The organism is Pseudomonas putida, assembly GCF_001976065.1.
GTDB lineage: Bacteria > Pseudomonadota > Gammaproteobacteria > Pseudomonadales > Pseudomonadaceae > Aquipseudomonas > Aquipseudomonas serbica.
This window is the reverse complement of sequence record NZ_MNAH01000001.1, coordinates 1,348,699-1,369,040: the sequence shown is the minus strand read 5'-3', so window position 1 is coordinate 1,369,040 and position 20,342 is coordinate 1,348,699. Positions and strand designations below refer to the sequence as shown.

The window sequence follows — 20,342 nt, the reverse complement described above, 5'->3', positions numbered from 1 at the left end:
CTTCTTGAATTCGTATGACGTATTATGATAAAAAACCGACCTTCATGTTAATCCGATAAAAACAAACGTCACCCACTACAAAAATAAGGATGGGGGAAACACATGACTGAATCAGTGATTCAAACCGGTGCCATCGCGCCCGCCGATCGCTTCGAGGACCTGGCGTATCGCAAGGTCGCATGGCGAATTCTGCCGCTGTTGTTGCTGTGCTACCTCGTCGCCTATCTGGACCGGGTGAACGTGGGTTTCGCCAAATTGCAGATGTCCGACGATCTGCAATTTTCCGAAGCCGTCTATGGTCTTGGCGCAGGGATTTTCTTCATTGCCTACTTCCTCGTGGAAATTCCCAGCAACCTGATCCTGCATCGCGTCGGCGCGCGGTTGTGGATCGCGCGCATCATGATCACCTGGGGCATCATTTCCTCGGCCATGGCCCTGGTCAGCACGCCCATGTCCTTCTACATCATGCGCTTCCTGCTGGGGATCGCCGAAGCCGGGTTCTACCCGGGTGTCATCCTCTATCTGTCCTACTGGTTCCCGACCCATCGCCGCGGCAAGATGTACGCCCTGTTCGCGACGGCAGTGCCGCTGTCCGGGCTGATTGGTGCGCCCCTGTCCGGCTGGATCATGAGTGCGTTCAACGGTGACCATGGGTTTGCCGGCTGGCAATGGCTGTTCTTTCTCGAAGGGCTGCCTTCGATCGCCGTCGGCATCCTGGTGATCTTCTGCCTCAGCGACCGGATCTCCAAGGCGAGCTGGCTGACCAGCGAAGAGAAACACCTGCTGCAGACCCGCATCGACGCCGAAACCGCTGGCCATCAAACCCACAGCCTGAAAGAGGTGTTCCTGCAGCCGCGTATCTGGCTGCTGACAGCTATCTACTTCTGCATGATCGCCGGCTTCTACACCGTGGGTTTCTGGTTGCCGACGCTGATTCGCCAGGCCGGCGTCAGCGATGTATTGCAGGTAGGAATGCTCACCGCCATCCCTTATGCCGCCGCGGCCATGACCATGATCCTGGTGTCGCGCAGCGCCGACCGGTTGCGCGAGCGTCGCTGGCACCTGGCGCTGACCGCGGTGCTGGGCGGTATCGGCCTGTTCATCTCCGCCACCTGGAGCGACAACTTCACGGTATCCATGATCGGCCTGACCCTGGGCTCCATGGGCGCCATGAGCACCCTGCCGCTGTTCTGGAGCCTGCCGACCGCGTTCCTCGGCGGTACCGCAGCAGCTGCCGGCATTGCCCTGATCAACTCCTGGGGCAACCTGGCGGGCTTCGTCTCGCCGTACCTGATGGGCTTCCTCAAAGACACCACCCACAGCACCACGATCGGCATGTATGTGATGGCAAGCGCGCTGTTCCTCGGTGCCCTGCTGGTCTTCAGAATTCCCGGAAAACTCGTCAACCGTTGACGTTTGGAGTAACTCATGAAAATTCTCGTGACCGGTGCCGCCGGCTTCCTTGGCCGCCGCCTGATCCAGGCCCTGCTGTCGCGTGGTTCGCTCACCGACCGCGCCGGCCAGTCCCAACCCATCAGGCAAATCGTCGCCTTCGACATGGTTGCACTCCAGGGCATCGATGATCCGCGGGTAACCGTGGTGTGTGGCGATATCGCCGACCCTGAAGTGCTGGACAGCCTGATCGATGCCAGCACTGACAGCATCTTCCATCTGGCTGCGGTGGTTTCCAGCCAGGCGGAGGCCGACTTCGAACTGGGCATGCGCATCAACTTCACCGCGACCCAGGATATGCTCGAACGCATTCGCCTGCTCGGCACCTGCCCGAAATGGGTGATGACCAGCTCCGTCGCGGTGTTCGGCGGGCAACTGCCTGAAAAGGTCCGCGACGATCAGGTCTGGGCTCCTCAGAGTTCCTATGGCACGCAGAAAGCCATGAACGACCTGCTGCTCGCCGACTACAGCCGACGCGGTTTCGTCGACGGCCGCAGCCTGCGCATGCCGACCATCGTTGTGCGCCCGGGCAAACCCAACCTGGCCGCTTCGAGCTTCGCCAGCGGCATCATCCGCGAACCACTCAACGGCCAGCCCAGCGTGTGTCCGGTGGCCCTCGATACGCGGCTCTGGCTGATGTCGCCAGCGCTGGCCATTGAAAACCTGATCCATGGTCATGAGCTCTCAAGCGAGCGATTGACCGAGGGCCGGGTGATCAACATGCCAGGCCTGTCGATTACCGTCGAACGGATGATCGATGCCCTGCGCCAGATCGCCGGCGAGGAAGTGGCCGCACGGATTCGCCTGGAGCGCAATCCGGCGATCGAGCGCATCGTCGGTTCATGGCCCGGGTCCTTCTGCGCCACCTATTCCCGGGACCTGGGGTTCACGGCGGATGAGGATTTCAGCGCCGTGATCGAGCAGTTCATGACTGAATATCTGCCCGGATGAACCCCAAGAAGGAGCTCGACATGTTGAATGCCCCTGCCCGCCCTCTGCTGGGCTGCATCGCTGACGATTTCACCGGTGCCACCGACCTTGCCAACATGCTGGTGCGCGGCGGCATGCGCACCGTGCAAAGCATCGGCATACCCGCTGCCGAGGTCGCCGGGCACCTCGATGCCGACGCGATCGTCATCGCCCTCAAATCCAGGACCCTACCCGCCGCCGATGCCGTGAAGGAGTCGCTCGAAGCCCTGCGCTGGTTGCGTGAGCGTGGCTGCGAACAGATTTTCTTCAAGTACTGCTCGACGTTCGACTCGACCGCCGTCGGCAACATCGGCCCGGTCAGCGAAGCCCTGCTGGAGGCACTGGACAGTGATTTCACGCTCGCCTGCCCGGCTTTCCCGGAAAACGGCCGCACGGTGTTTCGCGGGCATTTGTTCGTCCAGGACCAGTTGCTCAACGAGTCGGGCATGCAGCATCACCCGCTGACACCGATGACTGACGCGAATCTGGTGCGGGTGCTGCAATCGCAGAGCCAAGGCAAAGTCGGCCTGCTGCGGTATGACACCCTGACCCAGGGCGTCGAGAGCATCCGCGCCCGCATGACCCAACTGCGCGCCGAAGGTGTGCGCCTGGCGGTCGCCGATGCCGTGTCCGATGCGGACCTGCACCTGCTGGGCGAAGCCTGCGCAGGCCTTGCACTGCTGACGGGGGGCTCGGGGCTGGCGCTGGGCTTGCCGGATAATTTCCGCCGTGCCGGTAAACTGCGCGACCTGGACGCTGCTCAAGTGCCGACAGTCGAAGGCAGCGAAGTGGTGCTCGCGGGCAGCGCTTCGCAAGCCACCAATGGACAAGTGGCAAGCTGGCTGCAGGCAGGTCGCCCGGCCTTTCGGATCGACCCGTTGGCATTGGCAGCGGGAGAGCCGGTCATCGAGCAGGCACTGGCCTTCGCCGGTGACCATACCGAAACGGTACTGATCTACGCCACCAGCGCGCCGGAGCAGGTCAAGGCGGTGCAACGCGAACTGGGCAGCGAACGCGCGGGGCACCTGGTCGAGCAGGCCATCGGCAGGATAGCCAGCGGGCTGCACCAGGCCGGCGTGCGGCGCTTTGTGGTCGCCGGCGGGGAAACCTCCGGGGCCGTGGTACAAGCCCTGGATATCCAACTGTTGCAGATCGGTGGGCAAATTGACCCGGGGGTGCCCGCCTGCGTGAGCACGCCCGGAGAACCCATGGCCCTGGCGCTCAAGTCCGGCAACTTCGGTGGCCCTGACTTCTTCGCCAAGGCACTCCAGCACCTGGCGGGAGTTCAAGCATGACCAATGAAAACGCCCTGCGCGAAGAAATCTGTGACGTCGGCGGCCTGTTGTACAGCCGCGGCTACACGGTCGGCAGTGCCGGCAACATCAGCGCCCGCCTCGACGATGGCTGGCTGATCACGCCCACGGACGCTTGCCTGGGCCGCCTGGACCCGGCGACGATATCCAAGGTCAACCTGGCAGGGGAATGGGTCAGCGGTGACAAACCGTCAAAGACCCTGGCCCTGCACCGTCAGGTCTATGATCGCAACCCGAGTGTCGGCGGCGTGGTCCACACCCACTCGACGCACCTGGTGGCGCTGACGCTGGCCGGGGTCTGGCAGCAGGATGACATCTTGCCGCCGCTGACCCCCTACCAGGTGATGAAGGTCGGGCACATCCCGTTGATCAACTATGAACGTCCCGGCTCGCCTAAAGTGGCCGAGCGTGTCGCGCAACTGGCCACCAGCGTGCGCGGGGTCATGCTCGAACGGCTGGGGCCGGTCGTCTGGGAAAGCTCGGTGTCGAGGGCCAGTTATGCCCTGGAGGAGCTGGAAGAAACGGCGCGCCTCTGGTTGATGAGTAACCCCAAACCGGCCCCGCTCGACCAGGCGGCATTGAATGAGCTGCATGAGGTTTTTGGCGTGCAGTGGTAACCCCCTTTGCCTTACGCTTGTATTTTTGCTTTCAGGAGTCTCCATGCCTCGTTTCGCTGCCAACCTCAGCATGCTCTACCCGGAACATGAATTTCTGGACCGCTTCGCCGCGGCCGCCGCCGATGGTTTCCAGGCGGTGGAATACATGTTCCCCTACGACTACAGCGCGCAACAATTGAAACAGCGTCTGGACGACAATGGCCTGGTCCAGGCCCTGTTCAACGCGCCACCGGGCAATATGGCGGCAGGCGAAAAAGGCACCGTGTCCTTGCCTGGCCGTGAAGCGGAGTTTCGCGCCGGCTTCGACCAGGCCCTGGAATATGCCGCGATCCTGGGCAATGACCGTATCCACGTCATGGCCGGGCTGCTGGCGTGCGAAGCAGACCGTGCCCGACACCACGAGACCTACCTGGAAAACCTCAGCCACGCGGCAACAGAAGCGGCCAAAGTCGGCGTCACCGTGTTGCTGGAGCCGATCAATACCCGTGATATTCCGGGCTTTTTCCTCAACCACCAGCATCAGGCACAGGCTATCTGCCAAGCCGTGGGCAAGGCCAATCTCAAGGTCCAGTTCGACATCTACCACTGCCAGATCGTCGAGGGTGACGTGGCGACGAAGCTGCGTCGGGATTTCGCCGGCATCGGTCATATCCAGATCGCCGGAGTGCCGGATCGCCACGAACCGGACATGCACAACGAGTTGAATTATCCCTACCTGTTCGAGCTGATCGATAAGCTGGGCTACAGCGGTTGGGTGGGTTGCGAGTATCGGCCGCGCGGCAACACCAGCGAAGGTTTGCAATGGCTGCGCGATTGGCAGGCCCGCTGAATCACTGACAGGCAGCCCCCTTTTTCCAAAGCGCCAGGATCTGCGAAAAACCGGCTCAAACATCTACAATCACGCCTTTCACCGCAGATCAGAAAGGTTTTACAGGTTATGGCGCTCGATCCTCCCACGATGTTGACACTCTCGATCGCCCTCGCAGCGGCCGCCGCGCTGTACCTGGCGATCGAATGGCGCAGCATTCGCGAGCCCTCGCTGCTGTTCTGGAGTGCGGGTTTTGCAACGATCAGCCTGGGGTCGACACTCGCCTTGCTGCGCGGGATCGGCCTTTTGCTGGTCGGTATCTGGTTCGCCAATGGCCTGCTGGTGGTGGCCCACTGGTGTTTCCTGCTGGGTGTCGCGCGCTTCACGCAAACGCGCCTGTCACGTGCCTGGTACCTGATCTTCGTGGTCTGGATGGCCTTGCTGTTGTTGCCGGACGAGCCGTCGTGGTCGAAGGTCATGCTGCTGGCCAATTCGCTGCTGGTCGCGGTGGTGACCCTCAGGGCCAGTTTCCTCCTGCGCCCCCATGGCAAGTCGTTGAGCGTGGGCGCGGTGCAACTGCGTTATGTGCTGCTGGTCCATGGGCTGTTCTATCTGGCCAAGTCGATAACGGCGATCGTTCCCGGCACACTGATCGATCTTGCCGCCTTTCGTGGCGAGATCATTCAGATTTCACTGGTCGAGGGCACGATGGCGATCATGCTGATTGCCTTGTCCATGACCGGTACCGAACGCTACAGGCGCGAAAAGCGCATCGCCCGGCTGGCCGCGCGCGATCCGTTGACCGCCCTGTACAACCGCCGCGCCCTCGAAGTACGGGCAGCGCGTCTGCTCGAAGACATCTCGCCAGCGCGCCCCGGCGCCTTGCTGTTGATCGATATCGACAATTTCAAACAGGTCAACGACCTGTACGGCCATACGGCGGGCGATCGACTGCTGGTCACGCTGAGCGACATGATTCGTTCGGTCCTGCCCGACCGTGCACTGGCGCCGCGGCTGGGCGGTGACGAGTTCGTGATCCTGCTGCGCAACGCCTCGAATGAGCAAATCGTCGGGCTGGGCAGCGCGCTGCGTGAGCAGTTTCAGCACGCTGCCGCACAGACATTCGCCACCCCCGCAGCGGTGACCCTGAGCATCGGCGCCAACCTGTTCGACCATCCGCCAGCCAGCCTGGCGGCATTGATCGAGCAATGTGATGCGGCGCTCTACCAGTCCAAGCGTGGTGGGCGCGACAGCATGCGCTTGTTCGAACACACCTGACCCCTACCCTGCAGAAGCTGTCGAACGAAACGAGGCTACAAGCTTTTGATCCAGAAAAATCAAGGTCAAAAGATCGCAGCCTGCGGCAGTTCCTACAGGATCGTCGCTTACCTCATCGACTTGAATCCGGCCCGCACTTCCCGCGAGAATAGCGCCGGCTGCTCCCACGCGGCAAAGTGCCCGCCCTTTGGCACTTCGTTGTAGTGCACGAGCTTGGGATAAGCCTGCTGCGACCAGCTTTTCGGCGCCGCATACAGTTCATCGGGGAACACGCTGACCGCCACCGGGATCTTGACGCCCTTGACCGCGAAGAAGGTCGAGCGGTTTTCCCAGTACAACCGGGCGGAGGAAATGGCCGTGTTGGTCAGCCAGAACAGCGTGATGTTGTCGAGGACGTCATCAGGTGTAAGGCCCTCCGGTTGCCCGTCGATGGAGCGCGCGATCATGTCGTAGCTTTTGGGGTCGTGATCGAGCATGAAGGCCGCCAGGCCAACGGGTGAATCCGCAAGGCCTGTCAGCGACTGCGGCCTGTCCCCCATCATGATCGCGTAGCCGATGTGCTTGTAGGTGAAGGCAAGTTGATCCGCCGCACGCGTCTCCTCCTGGGAAAGACCCGCGGGTACCGGTTCGCCGCGAAACAGCGCCGCATCGAGTTCAGGCGGGATGACCCCGGGCATGTTCGAGTGAATGCCGATCAATCCAGCTGGCGCCCTGACAGCCATCAGGTCGACGACAATCGAACCCCAGTCACCGCCTTGAGCCCCATACCGGGTGTAGCCCAGACGCTGCATCAGCTCGATGTAGGCATCGGCGATGCGCTCGGGATTCCAGCCCGCCTCGGTAGGCTTCTGCGAAAAACCGTAACCAGGCATCGATGGAATGACCAGGCTGAACGCATCGTCGGCACTGCCACCGTGGGCCGTCGGGTCGGTAAGTGGCCCGATGACTTTCATTAACTCGATCACCGAGCCGGGCCATCCGTGCGCCATCAGCAGTGGCAAGGCGTTTTCATGTTTCGAGCGGACATGGATGAAATGGATATCCAGGCCATCGATATGGGTGATGAAGTTTGGAACGGCGTTTATTTTCGATTCAATGGCTCGCCAGTCATAGCGGGTTGCCCAGTGGCTGGCCAGTTTCTGGATCGTCGCCAGTTGAACGCCTTGGGAAGCGTCATTGACTGTTTCCTGGTCCGGCCAGCGGGTGGCGGCAATACGCCTGCGCAACTCCGCGAGTTCGGCTTCCGGGGCGTAAAAATGGAAGGGGTGTATGTCTGTTTTTATTGGAGTGTTGCTCATAACGTCAAGATTCCTGGGCGCGAAGTGATTCGCAGAGCCAACTTTTGACTGGCTGCTGTTAATGGATTTTTTGAGATTCAGGTTTAACGAAGTCAGCTATCTAACTGACAGGATTGATTTTATAGGGACGCCCCCAGTGCGAATAGAACGGAAAAAACGATCACCTTCGCCTTTTCCGTCCACCTCCGCTGGTCGCCAGATCAACACATTGGCTTTGACTTCATCGCATCTTTGCTTGAGTATTAATCGCGTACGATCTAATCGCTAACGTCATTTATCCCTTGAGATTTGGCCATGAGTAACCACCACAAAATGTTTAGTCCTACCGATCACGCTTGCCATGGCCACAACGGTAACAACTGGATCACTGGAAGCTGTGCCGCATGAAACTGGTCCAGCTTCGAGCCTTCTGCTCAGTGGTCGACAGGGGCAGCTTGCGTTCGGCGGCACGGGAACTGGACATTGCCCAAAGCACGTTGACGGAGTCGATTCAAAGCCTGGAAAGAGAACTGGGCGCCACCTTGCTGGTACGCTCCAATCAAGGCATCAGCCTGACCCCGGCTGGCAAGGTTTTGCTGACCCGGGCGCGCTCGATCGTCGTCGATTGCGATCGCGCGGTGCAAGACGTGCGACAGTGCAATGGCCAGCACGAAGGCCAGATCGCATTGGGCGTTACCGCAGAGCCCCTGGCGGCGTGCCTGATGCCGGTCTTCAGCAGTTTTACCCGCCGCTTTCCCCAGGTGCATCTGCACGTCGCCAGTGGCAAGACCAGGACGCTGATCGAGATGATTCGCGCTGGCCGACTCGACTTCGTGATGTGCCCTCTTACACCCAACGTCTGCGACATCGACCTGCACATCGAGCGGCTCTATCAATCCAAGGCCAGCGTCATTGCGCGCAAGGGGCATCCCCTGGCGAATGCGCGCTCGGTGCACGACCTGGTCGATTGCCAGTGGGTCAGCGTGCGCCCGGCCGGGGTTGCAGGCAGCACGGAGAAGCATCTGCTCGAGTTGTTCCGCGCCCAGGGCTTGCCACCGCCGAAGATCGCGATCACCACCGAATCGCTCCTGGAAATCCTGCAAATCATCTGCGAGACGGATTACCTGACCATCGAGCCCGGCATACTTGCCGACACGAAGCTGTTTTCCTCGGCGCTGGTCTGCATCGAGATTGGCGAGCCCCTGGAGTCCCGTGAGGTGTGCCTGATCAGCCGTCGAGTGTCGCCCTTCACCCAAATGACCCAGGAACTGACCAGCATGCTGATTTCATACTCGCGCTTGCGGCACCGGGCCAGAGGGTGAGGCTTGCATCGGCGCAGAAAGACCAACGGATTGGAAATCACAAGGAAGATCGGCATCTGGATAAAGAAGCGTAAAAGGATCTCTGACGGGCACGCACTTCATCGCCTGGGCACAACGCTGGATCCAAAAGACTTGCGAGTCACCCGGCCTGTTCTACACTGCGAAAGATTCGCAAATACTACTGAGGGCCACAGCGGACGTGGCCTAACGCATTGCCCGGGTCGTTCCTCGCCAAGTCACCGAAGGTCGCGATCATGCCCAGAGCTTTCAGCGTCCGTTTCCTTGCACTCTGCGCGAGCGCAGTCGCTTTGGCATTGAGCGGTTGTGCGACCTGGCACTCCGCTGGACCGGCGTCCCCTGCTCTGCGACAGAACCCCGAATTCACCTACGATGCCCGCGGCGTAACCCACGCCACGCTGACCGCGGCCGAGCAGCAGGTCAATGTGGGCAATGAACGTTACGTGTCCTTGGTGTTCAACGGCGATTACGATTCGCCACTGATTCGCACGCGCCCCGGCGGCACCATGGCGATCCGCCTGGACAACCGCATGGACGAGATCACCAACCTGCATTTCCATGGCATGCAGGTGTCGCCCCTGGACCAGGGGGACAACATTTTCCGCGTGACCCCGCCGCATCAGGTCGCTGAGTACAACGTCAAGCTGCCGCTCGAACATAGCCCTGGCGCCTATTGGTATCACAGCCATTTCCACGGCGGTTCACAGCGCCAGGTGTCGGCCGGGATTGCCGGGCCGATCCTGGTCGATGGCATGCTCGATCCGTTTCCCGAGCTCAAGGGCATCAAGGAACAGGTGCTGGTCCTGCGCAACTTCCAGAAGACCCTGACCGGCAAAGTGGCCAGCGATATCATCACCAGCGCTCCTTCGATTCGCACGATCAACGGCCAGGAAGTGCCTGTCATTGACATCAGGCCCGGTGAGACCCAGCTCTGGCATTTCATCAACATTGCCGCCAACCAGTACTTCCGCATCCGCATCAATGGCCAGTCGATGCAGGTGTTGTCCCGCGACGGCAATACCGTGACCCGCCGGGTCGACGCCGACCAGGTGCTGATCGGGCCGTCGGCACGTTTCAGTGTGTTGGTGGTCGGGCCGCCGGCCGGTTCCTACGAAGTCGAAACGGGTTCCGGAAACACAGGCCCCGCGGGCGATGATTACCCGGCGGCCAAGCTTGCCGTGCTACGTTCCAGCGGCGAACGGGTCGCGACCCGGCAGATCACCAGCGCCTATCCGCCAGCCGAAGACTTCAGCAAGATCGCGGTGAACAAGACGCGCCAGTTCGCCTTTCAGGACTCGGACACCGACCCCAATGCGTTCCTAATCAATGGCACGCGCTTCGAGCTGGACCGGGTCAACACCACGGTCAAGCTCGGTGACGTCGAGGAGTGGCGGCTGTTCAATCCGTCTCAGGAACTGCACCAGTTTCATATTCACCAGGTGGATTTCCAGGTCACCGAGATCAATGGCAAACCAGTGCAATTCAGCGGCTACCGGGACAACGTGTTCATCCCCGCCACGGGCTCGATCACCGTGCGCATCCCGTTTCGCGACCCGGTGATCCTCGGCAAGTTCGTCTACCACTGCCACATCCTCGAGCACGAGGACGGCGGCATGATGCAGGCGATCCAGGTGGTCAAGCCCGAGGACTACGAGCAGGCGGTCAAGCTCGAACCCCTGGGCGGCCTGTACGGTGAAAACAACCAGTTGTGCTCCTACCTGCGCAACACCGGACAGGGCACGAAAGCGTCCAGCCCGCTCATCAAGTAAAGGGGGGGCCGCCATGAGCAACTATCGCTTGGCTGTGTTGTTGCTGGGATCGGTGTGTGGCGTCGAGGCGACGCTGGCCGATGACGGGCAGTACCCCAATGTCGGCATGGATTACGACGCGACCTTCCAGTATGACCATGTGCATGCCGACGTGCCCCAGGGGGGCAATCGCAACAGCACGGACGCCTACCCGGACATCAACAGCACCTTCTACTTTCGCTTCACCCATGACCAGCAGATCCAGCTGTCCACCGAGATCAATCCCGTCGACGGACCGGAGCCCGGGCAGAAGCGCTTTTTCGAAGACGTAGGCCTGGTGATCAACGACCTCAACTACTACCAGAACAATGCCAACTCGGCGTTTTCGGTCGGCAAGTACCACGTGCCATTCGGTCGTGCCCAGGACCAGGCACCGGGTCTGTACACTAACGATTACGTCGCCACCTACGATCTCGACGGCATGCTCGGCGGCACCGTGGCGTATCGGTTCTTCGATCAGCAACTGGGCATGATCGAGCCGAACCTGAGTGTCTATACCGCAGACAATTCGTTCCTCGGCCGGCCGTACCTACGCCATGGCGAGAAACTGCAGCGCAGCGACGGCGGCCCGTCGAACACCGGCAAGCTCGATTCCTACGCCGTGACGGTGAACTGGATCGCCATTCCAGCGGTGCCTTATCTGGAAATGCAGGCGGGCTACATGTTCAACAAACAGGCCGAGGATCAGACGCAGCCCGATCCACCTGGCGAAGACGATGAAACCATCAAGATCGCTTCTGCCCGCTACATCTGGGCCTATGCGCCGAGTACCGATCTGGAGCCGACGCTGGCCGGGCGCTACTTCGATATCGTGCCCTTCGTCGAGTTCGCCGATGTCGACAACGAAGACGGCATCAAAGGCAATGACACCCGCTACCTGACCACCTCGCTGACCTTCGATTTCGGCGACTGGGCCCTGGGCGCGACCCGCACTGACAAGCATCGCCAATCGACGGGGGGCGCGGATCGTCAGGATTACCTCAACGAGTTGAGCCTGACCTACAACATCACCGGGCAGATCAAGCTCGGGCTGTCCGCCGGCACCCAGAAAGAGGATGGCCAGATGTCCGAACTGGTCGGGCTGGCGCTGACTTATTCCGGAGGATACTGATCGATGAGGTGGTTACGCGCGGCAGCAGCACTGCTGTTGATGGCACTGGCAGGCATTACCGGCGCCGCCACCCGCAGCGACATTGGCGGGCCCTTCCAGCTGACCAACCAGAATGGCCAGCGGGTCAACGAGCGAAGTTTCGGCGAACCGGTATTGCTCTACTTCGGCTTCATGACCTGCCCCGCCATCTGCCCCACTGACCTGGCGAAAATGGCCCGCATCAGCCGGCAACTGCAACAACAGCAAGGCATCAAGGTGCGGCCGGTCTTCGTCACCATCGACCCGGAGCGTGACACCCCCGGGAAGCTCAAGGCCTACGTGAAATACTTCGCCAGCGATTTCGTCGGCTTGACCGGCTCTGCGCAAGAGATCACTCGCATCACCGATGCCTACCACGTCTATTACAAGAAAGTGTCGACCGGCGATAAACCGGACCAGTACATGATGGACCACTCTACCCTCCTGTTTTTACTCGACAGCCAGGGTCGCTACCTCAAGCACTTCGGGCGAGGGCTGGACGAGAAGGAAATAGAGAAACAGGTGGTGACTGCGCTGGTTGACGGGACATGAGTTGGACGAAAAGAAGTCGCCGGTCAGTTTGAATGAAGATATCTGCACTCATGTCTTGACCTGTACGACGGCCATTGCAGGGTTTATCACCTGGGCGATCACCGTGCATTCAGTGCCTGGAGTAACTGCAAGGACAAATCTGCATTCGGCTTCTTCGTTACCGGGGGATCGTTCACAAACGAATCCGCAGCGCTCCAGTACTTTTCTCGACCCCACGTTTTCCTTGAATACGTAAGCCACCAGTTGCGTCAGTTGCCAACGGTGCTGCGCCTGCTCGATCAGATGCCTGAGCGCCTGTGTCGCCAGGCCCCGGCCGCAAGCGTCGCGATCGATCCGATAGCCAACTTCGGCGCAACCCTTCGCCGGGTCGATGCTCTTGAGGTTGGCTCGACCGACAATCCTTTCACTGGCGTCTTCGATTACCAACGGATGCCAGGCGCCGACGGCGAAACCGGATAGATAGCCTTGGATATGCTCGGCGACGCCCTGCAATGAGTAAAAAGAAGAATCGCGGGCATCGATATGGGATTCGAACCATTCACGGTTGCGGACTTCGAATGCGAGCAACGCTTCGGTGTCGTTGCTTTTCAGCTCGCGAATCTTGAATGTCTTCATTCATCAACACTCCTGTGTTTCAGGCCGAAAGCGTGGCTGTCAGGTGCCGTAGTGCCCGGCGGAAGACCGGATGACAATCGGCAATCGGCAACTTATCAAGCGGGGCCCAGAAAAAGCTGAAGGCGTGGCCATGGTCATCGAGTGTTTGGTAGGTCCATTGTTCCGGCAGCGGCGCCTGCGCGTGGCACAGTTGAAACGACCATACCTGCTCGAGATGTTCGGCGTTCCAGCAACCCAGATCACTGACAACCGAGGCGTCGTCTATTCCAGACTCCTCGCTCAATTCACGAAGAGCGGCTTCTGCGGGTGTTTCTCCTGGCTCGATTGTGCCTTTGACCAGTTGCACGCCTGCCAGGGGATGGCGGAACAGAAGGATGCGCGGGTCAGCAATGCTGGAGAGAATGACGGGGCACGCCTTGTTCGGCGACATGGCGATCTCCTTATCGACGATGAAGCTAACATCATACGGTCTTTGACCCATATTTGTAGGAGCCGGCTTGCTGGCGATGGCGGCGTGACAGCGGACGGAGTACATATCCATTCCTGCGGTAACGGCCACTTAGGGTTCCGCTCTTACAGCGGGTCACTTTGAAAAGCGCAAAGTAACCAAACGCTCTTGCCCCTGGCGTTCGGTGCCTCGCTGTGGCTCGGCCTCTCGATGGGGCAAGAAAAATCAAAAGCCAAATCAAAAGCCAAATCAAAAGCCATATCAAAAGCCAAAGCGAGGCGGCCTACCGGCCGGCCTTACCGGAAGCCGTACCCTACAGGTGACGGGGTTATCGCTGCGGATCGAGGTTATCCAGCGCGCGATTTACCGCGAGGTCGGCGAGCATGATCACCTGTTGGATGCCCAGCAACATGCTGCGCTGTGGTCCATCCACGAATGTCGCGAAATCGGTGGCCATGACGCTGGCGGATGCCAGGGATTCACAGGTGTGGGCCAGGAGTGTTTCGGTGTCGATGTTTGGGCCGATGAGGAACATCGTACTGGGGTTGTGAGGGGCGGAGGATTTCAGGATGGCGGGTTTGAGGTGAAGCTCGCGGGAAGTTGCGGATTCGGGGGGATTGGGGGTGGGTTTGGGCATGGTGAAACTCCGTTTATACCTTGTGAAGCCACCGCAACCTGTCGCTAAACAAGTAAGGGTGGCAGCTGTGCGCAGGTTAGCGAACCGAGAGGTATAAGACCCGGCAGACCCGAGAGTCTCCCGTGCACAGCCACCATATCGAAAATCGCATGCATAAAAACGCATGCGATTAAGACAAGTGTCTTATTGCGCTTATACCTTGTCGGATCGCTAAATCCGGTCACTGATTGGCAGCGACCCGAAAACGATAAAGACAAGGTACAAGGCGCACAAGCCGGCGGATTCTGGCGTAGTTGTAGGCAACGGCGCAAGGCAATGTAGCCTCGTATTTTTCCTACAGATGTTGCCTGGGTCGGGTACAAGCGTGAGAGATTGGTCGAGTGTCAGGCCGCCTTCGCTGGCAAGCCAGCTCCTACAGGGGAATGCGTTCGCCTGAAATCCGGTCGGCTCGTAGGCCGCCTCGCTTTGGCTTTGGCTTTTCTTGCCCCATCGAGAGGCCGAGTGGAGGTTCTGCGCAGTGGGCCCACGGAGCAGGACCGGAGCGAGGGCATGCCGAGCCTAGGCGAGGCACCGAACGCCAGGGGCAAGAGCGCTTGGTTACTTGGCGCTTTTCCAAGTAACCCGCTGTAAGAGCGGAACCCTAGGTGGCCGTTACCAAAGGAATGGATATGTACCCGGTCAACAAATAACAGGTCGGCTGTCAGGCCGCCTTCGCGAGCAGGCTCGCTCCCACAATTGATCGGGTATGGCCGTGGGAGATGGGTCGCCTGTTAGGCCGCCATCGCAGCGATGCGATACCAGTAGTGGACGGCGGATTCAGTGCAGGCTAAAAAGAAACGTTACCGATGCTGCGTCGGGAACATTTCCCGGCTCTCCAGATCACCCGGCAAAAAAGGGAGTTTGCAACGTGACTGAAGATACCAAAACCAAAGGACCCGCCTCGTACTTTCCTTCAATCGAAAAAAAGTACGGGCAGCCGGTCAGCCACTGGCTTGACCTGCTCAAGACCCTCAACAACAAGAAGCACATGGAAATGGTCGCCTGGCTCAAGACCGAGCACGGCCTCGGTCATGGCCATGCCAATGCTCTGGTCGCCTACTACCTGGCCCACGCAGGTTGAAGCAAGCTCGTCACGCAAGCTTGATAGCGCCACCCTGGATCTCGTCACGGGCGATGCGCAAATCGATGGCGTCCTGGTTGAGCCGATGGATCAGGTTGAGCAGGCGCTGGCGCAGCACCTCGTCCTTGAGCTGTTCAGCGGCGCGCATCACATCAAGCGCCGCGCCCTCGTTGTTGGAGGCCACGGAGTCGAGCAGTTTGCGGATGCTTCTTGATGGCCGGTTCATGGGTCGCTCCCTCGGTTTTGGTTGAGGCGGATCATAGGCGCGTTATGTTTCGTCCATGTTGCAGCCACCAAAGGTTTGCACGGCTTTTCAACAGGGTTGCGATGGCATGGGCTAATCTGCCCTCAGGCTCGACAGGCATGACCGTCCCCCATCAGCTCAAGGCATTGGCAATATGATCATTTCGTCCGCATCCGACTATCGCGAAGCAGCCCGTCGCAAGCTCCCGCGTTTTTTGTTCGACTACATCGATGGCGGAGCCTATGCCGAGCATACGCTGAGGGCCAACAGCGCCGATCTGGCGGACGTCAGCCTGCGCCAGCGCATCCTCAAGAACGTCGAAGCGTTGAGCCTGGAGACCACCCTGTTCGATCAGCGACTGTCCATGCCCATCGTGTTGGCGCCGGTCGGCCTGACCGGCATGTTCGCCCGCCGTGGCGAGGTGCAGGCGGTCAAGGCGGCCGAAAACAAGGGCATCCCGCTGTGCCTGTCCACCGTGTCGGTGTGCTCGATCGAAGAAGTCCGCGCCAATACCCGACAGCCCATCTGGTTTCAGCTGTATGTGCTCAAGGACCGGGGCTTCATGAGAAACGCGCTGGAGCGCGCCAAGGCTGCCGGCGTGCAGAACCTGGTGTTCACGGTCGATATGCCGACGCCCGGCGCGCGCTATCGCGATACCCATTCGGGCATGTCCGGTCCCTATGCATCGTCGCGGCGTATGTTGCAGGCCATCACCCGGCCCGACTGGGCCTTCAACGTCGGCCTGATGGGTCGCCCCCATGACCTGGGCAATGTCTCGAAGTATCTGGGCAAGGCCGTGACCCTCGAAGATTACATCGGCTGGCTGGCCAACAACTTCGACCCGTCGATCAGCTGGAGCGACCTGGAGTGGATTCGCGACTTCTGGAAGGGCCCGATGATCATCAAGGGGATTCTCGACCCCGAGGACGCCAGGGATGCGATCAGTTTTGGCGCGGACGGCATTATTGTCTCCAACCACGGCGGGCGGCAGCTGGATGGCGTGCTCTCCACGGCCCAAGCGCTGCCGCCGATCATGCAAGCGGTCGGCAATGACCTCAAGGTGCTGGTCGATTCGGGGATCCGCTCGGGGCTGGATGTGGTGCGCATGTTGGCACTGGGGGCCAAAGGGGTACTGCTGGGACGCTCCATGGCCTATGCCCTGGCGGCTGACGGTCAACGCGGGGTGGAAAACATGCTGGATATCTTCGCCAAGGAAATGCGCGTGGCCATGACCTTGACGGGGGTCACCTCCATCGACCAGATCGACGAATCCATTCTGGTACGTCATCCCCTCAAGTAAAGACACTCACGGCCAGGAACCGCCCCATGCGCATCGCCCTGCTTTCCGATATCCATCTGTCCGTCGAGGCCCTGCCGTTCCCGGCGGTTGAAGCCGACATCGTGGTCCTGGCCGGAGACATCTCCCGGCCGGCCGCGGCCATCGAGTGGGCCAGGGCATGCCCGACACCGGTGCTGTACGTGGCCGGCAACCACGAATTCTACGGCAGCGACCTGATCTCGACCTACGAGCAGTTGCACAGCTTGTCCCAAGGCACATCGATCCACGTGCTCGAACGCACGGCGCACATTCACGACGGGGTACGGTTCCTCGGCTGTACGCTGTGGTCCGACTACCGCCTGTTTGATCGAGAAGAAGATCGGGCGCAGGGTATCGACATGGCCACCAGACTCATGCGCGACTTCAGCCGCATCAAGGTTGCGCCTGATTTTCCAGACCTGTTTACCCCGGCCATTTCCCAGCTGATTTTCCTGCAGACAGTCGCCTGGCTCGAAGAGTGTTTTGCCGCCGACCGCAGCATTCCCACGGTGGTGATCTCGCATTTCGCACCGACCCGCTCGAGCATCAGCCCGGCGTTCGCCGATTCGCCGATCAACGCGAGTTTCGTGTCAGACCTCGAAGCGCGGATCAAGCAGTGGCAGCCCGCACTCTGGCTGCATGGCCATACCCACGGCAGCTTCGACTACCGGATCGGCAACACCCGGGTCATTTGCAACGCCCGGGGCTATGCCAAAAATGGCATCAATGAAAACGCTCAGTTCGAGGCCGCCCATGTGATTGATCTGAACCTCTGAACCCCCAGCTTTCATACCAAAGCGTTACCCTGCTACACCCAGGTCTGGTGGTCGGCGGCAGGATTTGCCCCTACATTGCCCGCGCCCATGGCCCCGGCGCAAAAAGCGTATCGCACGGAGCATTGCTGGATTTAGAATCAGTCGAGGCCAACCCACCCGCCCCTATTGGCAGTTTCGCCGACGGACATTGACCCATGGACATCGCACCCCGTTTCATCATCCATGAAACCGCCCACTGGATCCTCAACCACCATATGTCTTCGGCGCTCCCCGGCTATCTGGTCCTGGGCACCCGGTACAACGTCAATTCACTGTCCGACCTCCCCGAGCAGGCCCTGGCCGAGATGGGCGTTCTGCTCGCCAAGGTCCAGAAAACACTGCAAGCGGAGCTGCAGCCCAAGTGGCTCTACATCAGCCGGTTCGGCCATGATCCGCGTTTCCCCATCCATTTCCACTACATCCCGGTGTACCCCTGGGTCGAAGACCTGTTCTGGCAGGATGAGCGCTACCGCCTGCTGGAAAACTTCGGCGACAGCGCCAGCGCGCACACCTTGACCGACGGCGCGGAAATGACCCTGTTCATCTGGCGCGAATTCGGCGAGAGCCCGCAACCACCGGCCATCGAGGGCCCTTCGATCGACCAGGTCATCGAGCGCTTGCGCACCTGCTTCAGCCCGGCGAGCCAACGCCTGCTCGTTCAAGCCGGCAGCTGACATCGGCGAACGCGGTGCTAACATGACGGGCGTACCCGGATGCCTCACCAGCGCATCCCTCACCCACTGTCGGCAGTCACCGCATGATCGAAGTCACCGAAGTTTCCATTGCCCAACTGCGCGCTGCGCTCGAATCCGGCCAGACAACCGCCGTCGAGCTGGTCCAGGCCTATCTCGCCAGGATCGATGCCTACGACACGCCCCAGACGCCCACCGCGCTCAACGCGGTAGTGGTACGCAACCCCGATGCGTTGCAAGAGGCACAGGCCAGTGATACCCGTCGCGCCAAGGGCCTGGCCCTGGGCCCGCTCGATGGCATTCCCTATACGGCCAAGGACAGTTATCTGGTCAAGGGGCTCACCGCCGCCTCCGGCAGTCCGGCCTTCAAGGACCTGGTCGCCTATCGCGATGCCTTTACCATCGAACGGCTGCGCGCCGCCGGCGCCATCTGCCTGGGCAAGACCAATATGCCGCCGATGGCCAACGGCGGCATGCAGCGTGGCGTCTACGGTCGCGCAGAAAGCCCGTACAACGCCGACTATCTCACCGCCCCCTTCGCCTCGGGCTCGTCTAACGGTGCCGGGACGGCCACCGCCGCCAGCTTTGCCGCCTTCGGCCTGGCGGAAGAAACCTGGTCGAGCGGTCGTGGCCCGGCCTCCAACAATGGCTTGTGTGCCTACACGCCTTCGCGCGGGGTGATCTCGGTGCGCGGTAACTGGCCGCTGACGCCGACCATGGACGTGGTCGTGCCATTTGCCAGAACCATGGCCGACCTGCTCGAAGTGCTCGACGTGGTGGTCGCCGAAGACCCCGACACCCGCGGCGACCTGTGGCGCCTGCAACCCTGGGTACCGATTCCATCAGTCGCCTCGGTGCGCCCCGCGTCTTACCAGGACCTGGCCGCCAACCCCGCGGCATTGGCTGGCAAACGCCTGGGCGTGCCGCGCATGTACATCAATGCCGACCCTGAAGCCGGCACCAGCGAGGCCCCTGGCATCGGCGGCCCGACAGGGCAGCGCATCCACACCCGGCCTTCGGTGATCGGTCTGTGGGAACAGGCACGCCAGGCCTTGCAAGCCGCTGGCGCCGAAGTCGTCGAAGTGGATTTCCCCCTGGTCTCCAACTGCGAGGGCGATCGTCCCGGGGCGCCGACGGTGTTCAATCGCGGAATCGTGTCCAAGGAATTTCTCCATCACGAATTGTGGGACCTGACGGCCTGGGCGTTCGACGATTTCCTCCAGGCCAACGGCGATCCGCAATTGAACCGCCTGGTGGATGTCGACGGGCCGCTGATTTTCCCCCATGACCCGGGCACCCTACCCAACCGCGAAGGCGACCTTACCGCCGGCATGGACGAGTACGTGCGCATGGCCGAGCGTGGCATCACGCCGTGGGACCAGATCCCAACAGTGCCGGACGGCCTGCGCGGCCTTGAACAGACGCGCAAGATCGATCTTGAGCAGTGGATGGATCGGTTGGGCCTCGATGCGGTGCTCTTCCCGACCGTCGCAGACGTCGGCCCGGCCAATGCCGACGTCGACCCGGCAGCGGCGGACATCGCCTGGAGCAACGGCGTCTGGGTGGCCAACGGCAACCTCGCGATACGCCATCTGGGGGTTCCGACGGTCACCGTACCAATGGGCGTCATGCCGGACATCGGCATGCCCGTGGGGCTGACCTTTGCCGGTCGCGCCTACGACGACTCGAGCCTGCTGCGCCTGGCTTCGGCGTTCGAGGCCACAGGTTCGAAGCGCTTGATCCCGCCGCGCACCCCGGCGCTGGGCAAGTGACAGAGCGGACGGGACCGGCGCTAACGGCGTCGGTCCCGCCCCCGCCACTCACTGGTGCATCCGGGTGCGGGTGGCGCTTTATAAAAGTGCAGGATGCATCGTTGATTTGCACCGACGCTCGACGATCTCCCCTTGCCC

20 protein-coding genes are annotated in these 20,342 nt (G+C 60.9%); 15 read left to right on the top strand and 5 right to left on the bottom strand.

Annotation, left to right across the window (positions count from 1 at the left end):
- The first annotated feature begins 102 nt into the window (after positions 1–102).
- From BKX96_RS06280 to BKX96_RS06255, 6 genes are all read left to right on the top strand, one after another.
- Positions 103–1,413 (top strand): MFS transporter, encoded by a 1,311-nt coding sequence (locus BKX96_RS06280; protein WP_046816423.1) that lies wholly within the window; start codon positions 103–105, stop codon positions 1,411–1,413.
- A 15-nt stretch (positions 1,414–1,428) separates the two neighbouring features.
- The gene (gene denD, locus BKX96_RS06275; RefSeq protein ID WP_046816422.1) at positions 1,429–2,403 is read left to right on the top strand and encodes a D-erythronate dehydrogenase; all 975 of its coding nucleotides are present in this window, start codon (positions 1,429–1,431) and stop codon (positions 2,401–2,403) included.
- A 20-nt stretch (positions 2,404–2,423) separates the two neighbouring features.
- Entirely contained in the window at positions 2,424–3,716 is a 1,293-nt protein-coding gene (otnK, locus tag BKX96_RS06270; RefSeq protein ID WP_077183065.1) for a 3-oxo-tetronate kinase, read from the top strand.
- On the top strand, positions 3,713–4,351 hold the full coding sequence (gene otnC / locus BKX96_RS06265; RefSeq protein ID WP_077183064.1) for a 3-oxo-tetronate 4-phosphate decarboxylase: 639 nt from the start codon (positions 3,713–3,715) through the stop codon (positions 4,349–4,351). Before otnK ends, otnC begins: the two co-directional genes overlap by 4 nt.
- 43 nt (positions 4,352–4,394) lie before the next feature.
- A complete protein-coding gene (otnI, locus tag BKX96_RS06260) occupies positions 4,395–5,180 on the top strand; it encodes a 2-oxo-tetronate isomerase (protein WP_077183063.1) in 786 nt (261 codons plus the stop codon).
- 108 nt (positions 5,181–5,288) lie between these two features.
- The gene (locus BKX96_RS06255; RefSeq protein WP_179092129.1) at positions 5,289–6,437 is read left to right on the top strand and encodes a GGDEF domain-containing protein; all 1,149 of its coding nucleotides are present in this window, start codon (positions 5,289–5,291) and stop codon (positions 6,435–6,437) included.
- A gap of 107 nt (positions 6,438–6,544) precedes the next feature.
- On the opposite strand, the gene BKX96_RS06250 is transcribed toward BKX96_RS06255, so the two are convergent.
- A complete protein-coding gene (locus BKX96_RS06250) occupies positions 6,545–7,735 on the bottom strand; it encodes an epoxide hydrolase family protein (RefSeq protein WP_077183062.1) in 1,191 nt (396 codons plus the stop codon).
- A gap of 383 nt (positions 7,736–8,118) precedes the next feature.
- Between BKX96_RS06250 and BKX96_RS06245 the strand changes: the two genes are divergently transcribed.
- The 4 genes from BKX96_RS06245 (at position 8,119) to BKX96_RS06230 (ending at position 12,543) form a co-directional block, all read left to right on the top strand.
- Positions 8,119–9,036, top strand: a complete 918-nt coding sequence (locus tag BKX96_RS06245) for a LysR substrate-binding domain-containing protein (protein WP_077183061.1) — start codon at positions 8,119–8,121, stop codon at positions 9,034–9,036.
- A gap of 254 nt (positions 9,037–9,290) precedes the next feature.
- Positions 9,291–10,823 carry a multicopper oxidase family protein gene (locus BKX96_RS06240; RefSeq protein ID WP_077183060.1) on the top strand — a complete coding sequence of 511 codons (1,533 nt, stop codon included), beginning with the start codon at positions 9,291–9,293 and terminating at the stop codon, positions 10,821–10,823.
- Between the two features lie 13 nt (positions 10,824–10,836).
- On the top strand, positions 10,837–11,973 hold the full coding sequence (locus tag BKX96_RS06235; protein WP_077183059.1) for a hypothetical protein: 1,137 nt from the start codon (positions 10,837–10,839) through the stop codon (positions 11,971–11,973).
- A gap of 3 nt (positions 11,974–11,976) precedes the next feature.
- Positions 11,977–12,543, top strand: a complete 567-nt coding sequence (locus BKX96_RS06230) for an SCO family protein (RefSeq protein WP_077183058.1) — start codon at positions 11,977–11,979, stop codon at positions 12,541–12,543.
- A 48-nt stretch (positions 12,544–12,591) separates the two neighbouring features.
- Here the strand turns inward: BKX96_RS06230 and BKX96_RS06225 are convergent, their stop codons facing one another.
- The 3 genes from BKX96_RS06225 to BKX96_RS06215 form a co-directional block, all read right to left on the bottom strand.
- Positions 12,592–13,158 (bottom strand): GNAT family N-acetyltransferase, encoded by a 567-nt coding sequence (locus BKX96_RS06225; RefSeq protein ID WP_082240456.1) that lies wholly within the window; start codon positions 13,156–13,158, stop codon positions 12,592–12,594.
- Between the two features lie 19 nt (positions 13,159–13,177).
- Positions 13,178–13,588 carry an NUDIX hydrolase gene (locus BKX96_RS06220; protein WP_077183148.1) on the bottom strand — a complete coding sequence of 137 codons (411 nt, stop codon included), beginning with the start codon at positions 13,586–13,588 and terminating at the stop codon, positions 13,178–13,180.
- 346 nt (positions 13,589–13,934) lie between these two features.
- Positions 13,935–14,243 (bottom strand): DUF6124 family protein, encoded by a 309-nt coding sequence (locus tag BKX96_RS06215; RefSeq protein ID WP_077183057.1) that lies wholly within the window; start codon positions 14,241–14,243, stop codon positions 13,935–13,937.
- Positions 14,244–15,150: 907 nt separating this feature from the next.
- Here BKX96_RS06215 and BKX96_RS06210 point away from each other — a divergent pair.
- Positions 15,151–15,363 (top strand): DUF4287 domain-containing protein, encoded by a 213-nt coding sequence (locus BKX96_RS06210; RefSeq protein WP_046816416.1) that lies wholly within the window; start codon positions 15,151–15,153, stop codon positions 15,361–15,363.
- Positions 15,364–15,373: 10 nt separating this feature from the next.
- Here BKX96_RS06210 and BKX96_RS06205 read toward each other — a convergent pair whose 3' ends face one another.
- Positions 15,374–15,589: a hypothetical protein gene (locus BKX96_RS06205; RefSeq protein ID WP_046816415.1), complete on the bottom strand. Its 216-nt coding sequence runs from the start codon at positions 15,587–15,589 to the stop codon at positions 15,374–15,376.
- 172 nt (positions 15,590–15,761) lie between these two features.
- Here BKX96_RS06205 and lldD point away from each other — a divergent pair, with 172 nt between their 5' ends.
- From lldD to BKX96_RS06185, 4 genes are all read left to right on the top strand, one after another.
- On the top strand, positions 15,762–16,907 hold the full coding sequence (gene lldD / locus BKX96_RS06200; RefSeq protein WP_077183056.1) for an FMN-dependent L-lactate dehydrogenase LldD: 1,146 nt from the start codon (positions 15,762–15,764) through the stop codon (positions 16,905–16,907).
- A gap of 26 nt (positions 16,908–16,933) precedes the next feature.
- Positions 16,934–17,701, top strand: coding sequence for a metallophosphoesterase (locus tag BKX96_RS06195; RefSeq protein WP_077183055.1), 768 nt, complete (start codon positions 16,934–16,936; stop codon positions 17,699–17,701).
- A gap of 194 nt (positions 17,702–17,895) precedes the next feature.
- Positions 17,896–18,414, top strand: a complete 519-nt coding sequence (locus tag BKX96_RS06190) for an HIT family protein (RefSeq protein WP_046816412.1) — start codon at positions 17,896–17,898, stop codon at positions 18,412–18,414.
- Positions 18,415–18,497: 83 nt separating this feature from the next.
- Positions 18,498–20,204, top strand: coding sequence for an amidase (locus BKX96_RS06185; protein ID WP_077183054.1), 1,707 nt, complete (start codon positions 18,498–18,500; stop codon positions 20,202–20,204).
- Positions 20,205–20,342: the final 138 nt, after the last annotated feature.

Coding starts and splice junctions, on each gene's coding strand:
- otnK (WP_077183065.1), top strand. CDS start 2,424: ATGTTGAATGCCCCTGCCCGCCCTCTGCTGGGCTGCATCGCTGACGAT.
- BKX96_RS06195 (WP_077183055.1), top strand. CDS start 16,934: ATGCGCATCGCCCTGCTTTCCGATATCCATCTGTCCGTCGAGGCCCTG.
- otnI (WP_077183063.1), top strand. CDS start 4,395: ATGCCTCGTTTCGCTGCCAACCTCAGCATGCTCTACCCGGAACATGAA.
- denD (WP_046816422.1), top strand. CDS start 1,429: ATGAAAATTCTCGTGACCGGTGCCGCCGGCTTCCTTGGCCGCCGCCTG.
- BKX96_RS06245 (WP_077183061.1), top strand. CDS start 8,119: ATGAAACTGGTCCAGCTTCGAGCCTTCTGCTCAGTGGTCGACAGGGGC.
- otnC (WP_077183064.1), top strand. CDS start 3,713: ATGACCAATGAAAACGCCCTGCGCGAAGAAATCTGTGACGTCGGCGGC.
- BKX96_RS06230 (WP_077183058.1), top strand. CDS start 11,977: ATGAGGTGGTTACGCGCGGCAGCAGCACTGCTGTTGATGGCACTGGCA.
- BKX96_RS06250 (WP_077183062.1), bottom strand. CDS start 7,735: ATGAGCAACACTCCAATAAAAACAGACATACACCCCTTCCATTTTTAC.
- BKX96_RS06205 (WP_046816415.1), bottom strand. CDS start 15,589: ATGAACCGGCCATCAAGAAGCATCCGCAAACTGCTCGACTCCGTGGCC.
- lldD (WP_077183056.1), top strand. CDS start 15,762: ATGATCATTTCGTCCGCATCCGACTATCGCGAAGCAGCCCGTCGCAAG.
- BKX96_RS06240 (WP_077183060.1), top strand. CDS start 9,291: ATGCCCAGAGCTTTCAGCGTCCGTTTCCTTGCACTCTGCGCGAGCGCA.
- BKX96_RS06280 (WP_046816423.1), top strand. CDS start 103: ATGACTGAATCAGTGATTCAAACCGGTGCCATCGCGCCCGCCGATCGC.
- BKX96_RS06190 (WP_046816412.1), top strand. CDS start 17,896: ATGGACATCGCACCCCGTTTCATCATCCATGAAACCGCCCACTGGATC.
- BKX96_RS06215 (WP_077183057.1), bottom strand. CDS start 14,243: ATGCCCAAACCCACCCCCAATCCCCCCGAATCCGCAACTTCCCGCGAG.
- BKX96_RS06225 (WP_082240456.1), bottom strand. CDS start 13,158: ATGAAGACATTCAAGATTCGCGAGCTGAAAAGCAACGACACCGAAGCG.
- BKX96_RS06185 (WP_077183054.1), top strand. CDS start 18,498: ATGATCGAAGTCACCGAAGTTTCCATTGCCCAACTGCGCGCTGCGCTC.
- BKX96_RS06255 (WP_179092129.1), top strand. CDS start 5,289: ATGGCGCTCGATCCTCCCACGATGTTGACACTCTCGATCGCCCTCGCA.
- BKX96_RS06235 (WP_077183059.1), top strand. CDS start 10,837: ATGAGCAACTATCGCTTGGCTGTGTTGTTGCTGGGATCGGTGTGTGGC.
- BKX96_RS06220 (WP_077183148.1), bottom strand. CDS start 13,588: ATGTCGCCGAACAAGGCGTGCCCCGTCATTCTCTCCAGCATTGCTGAC.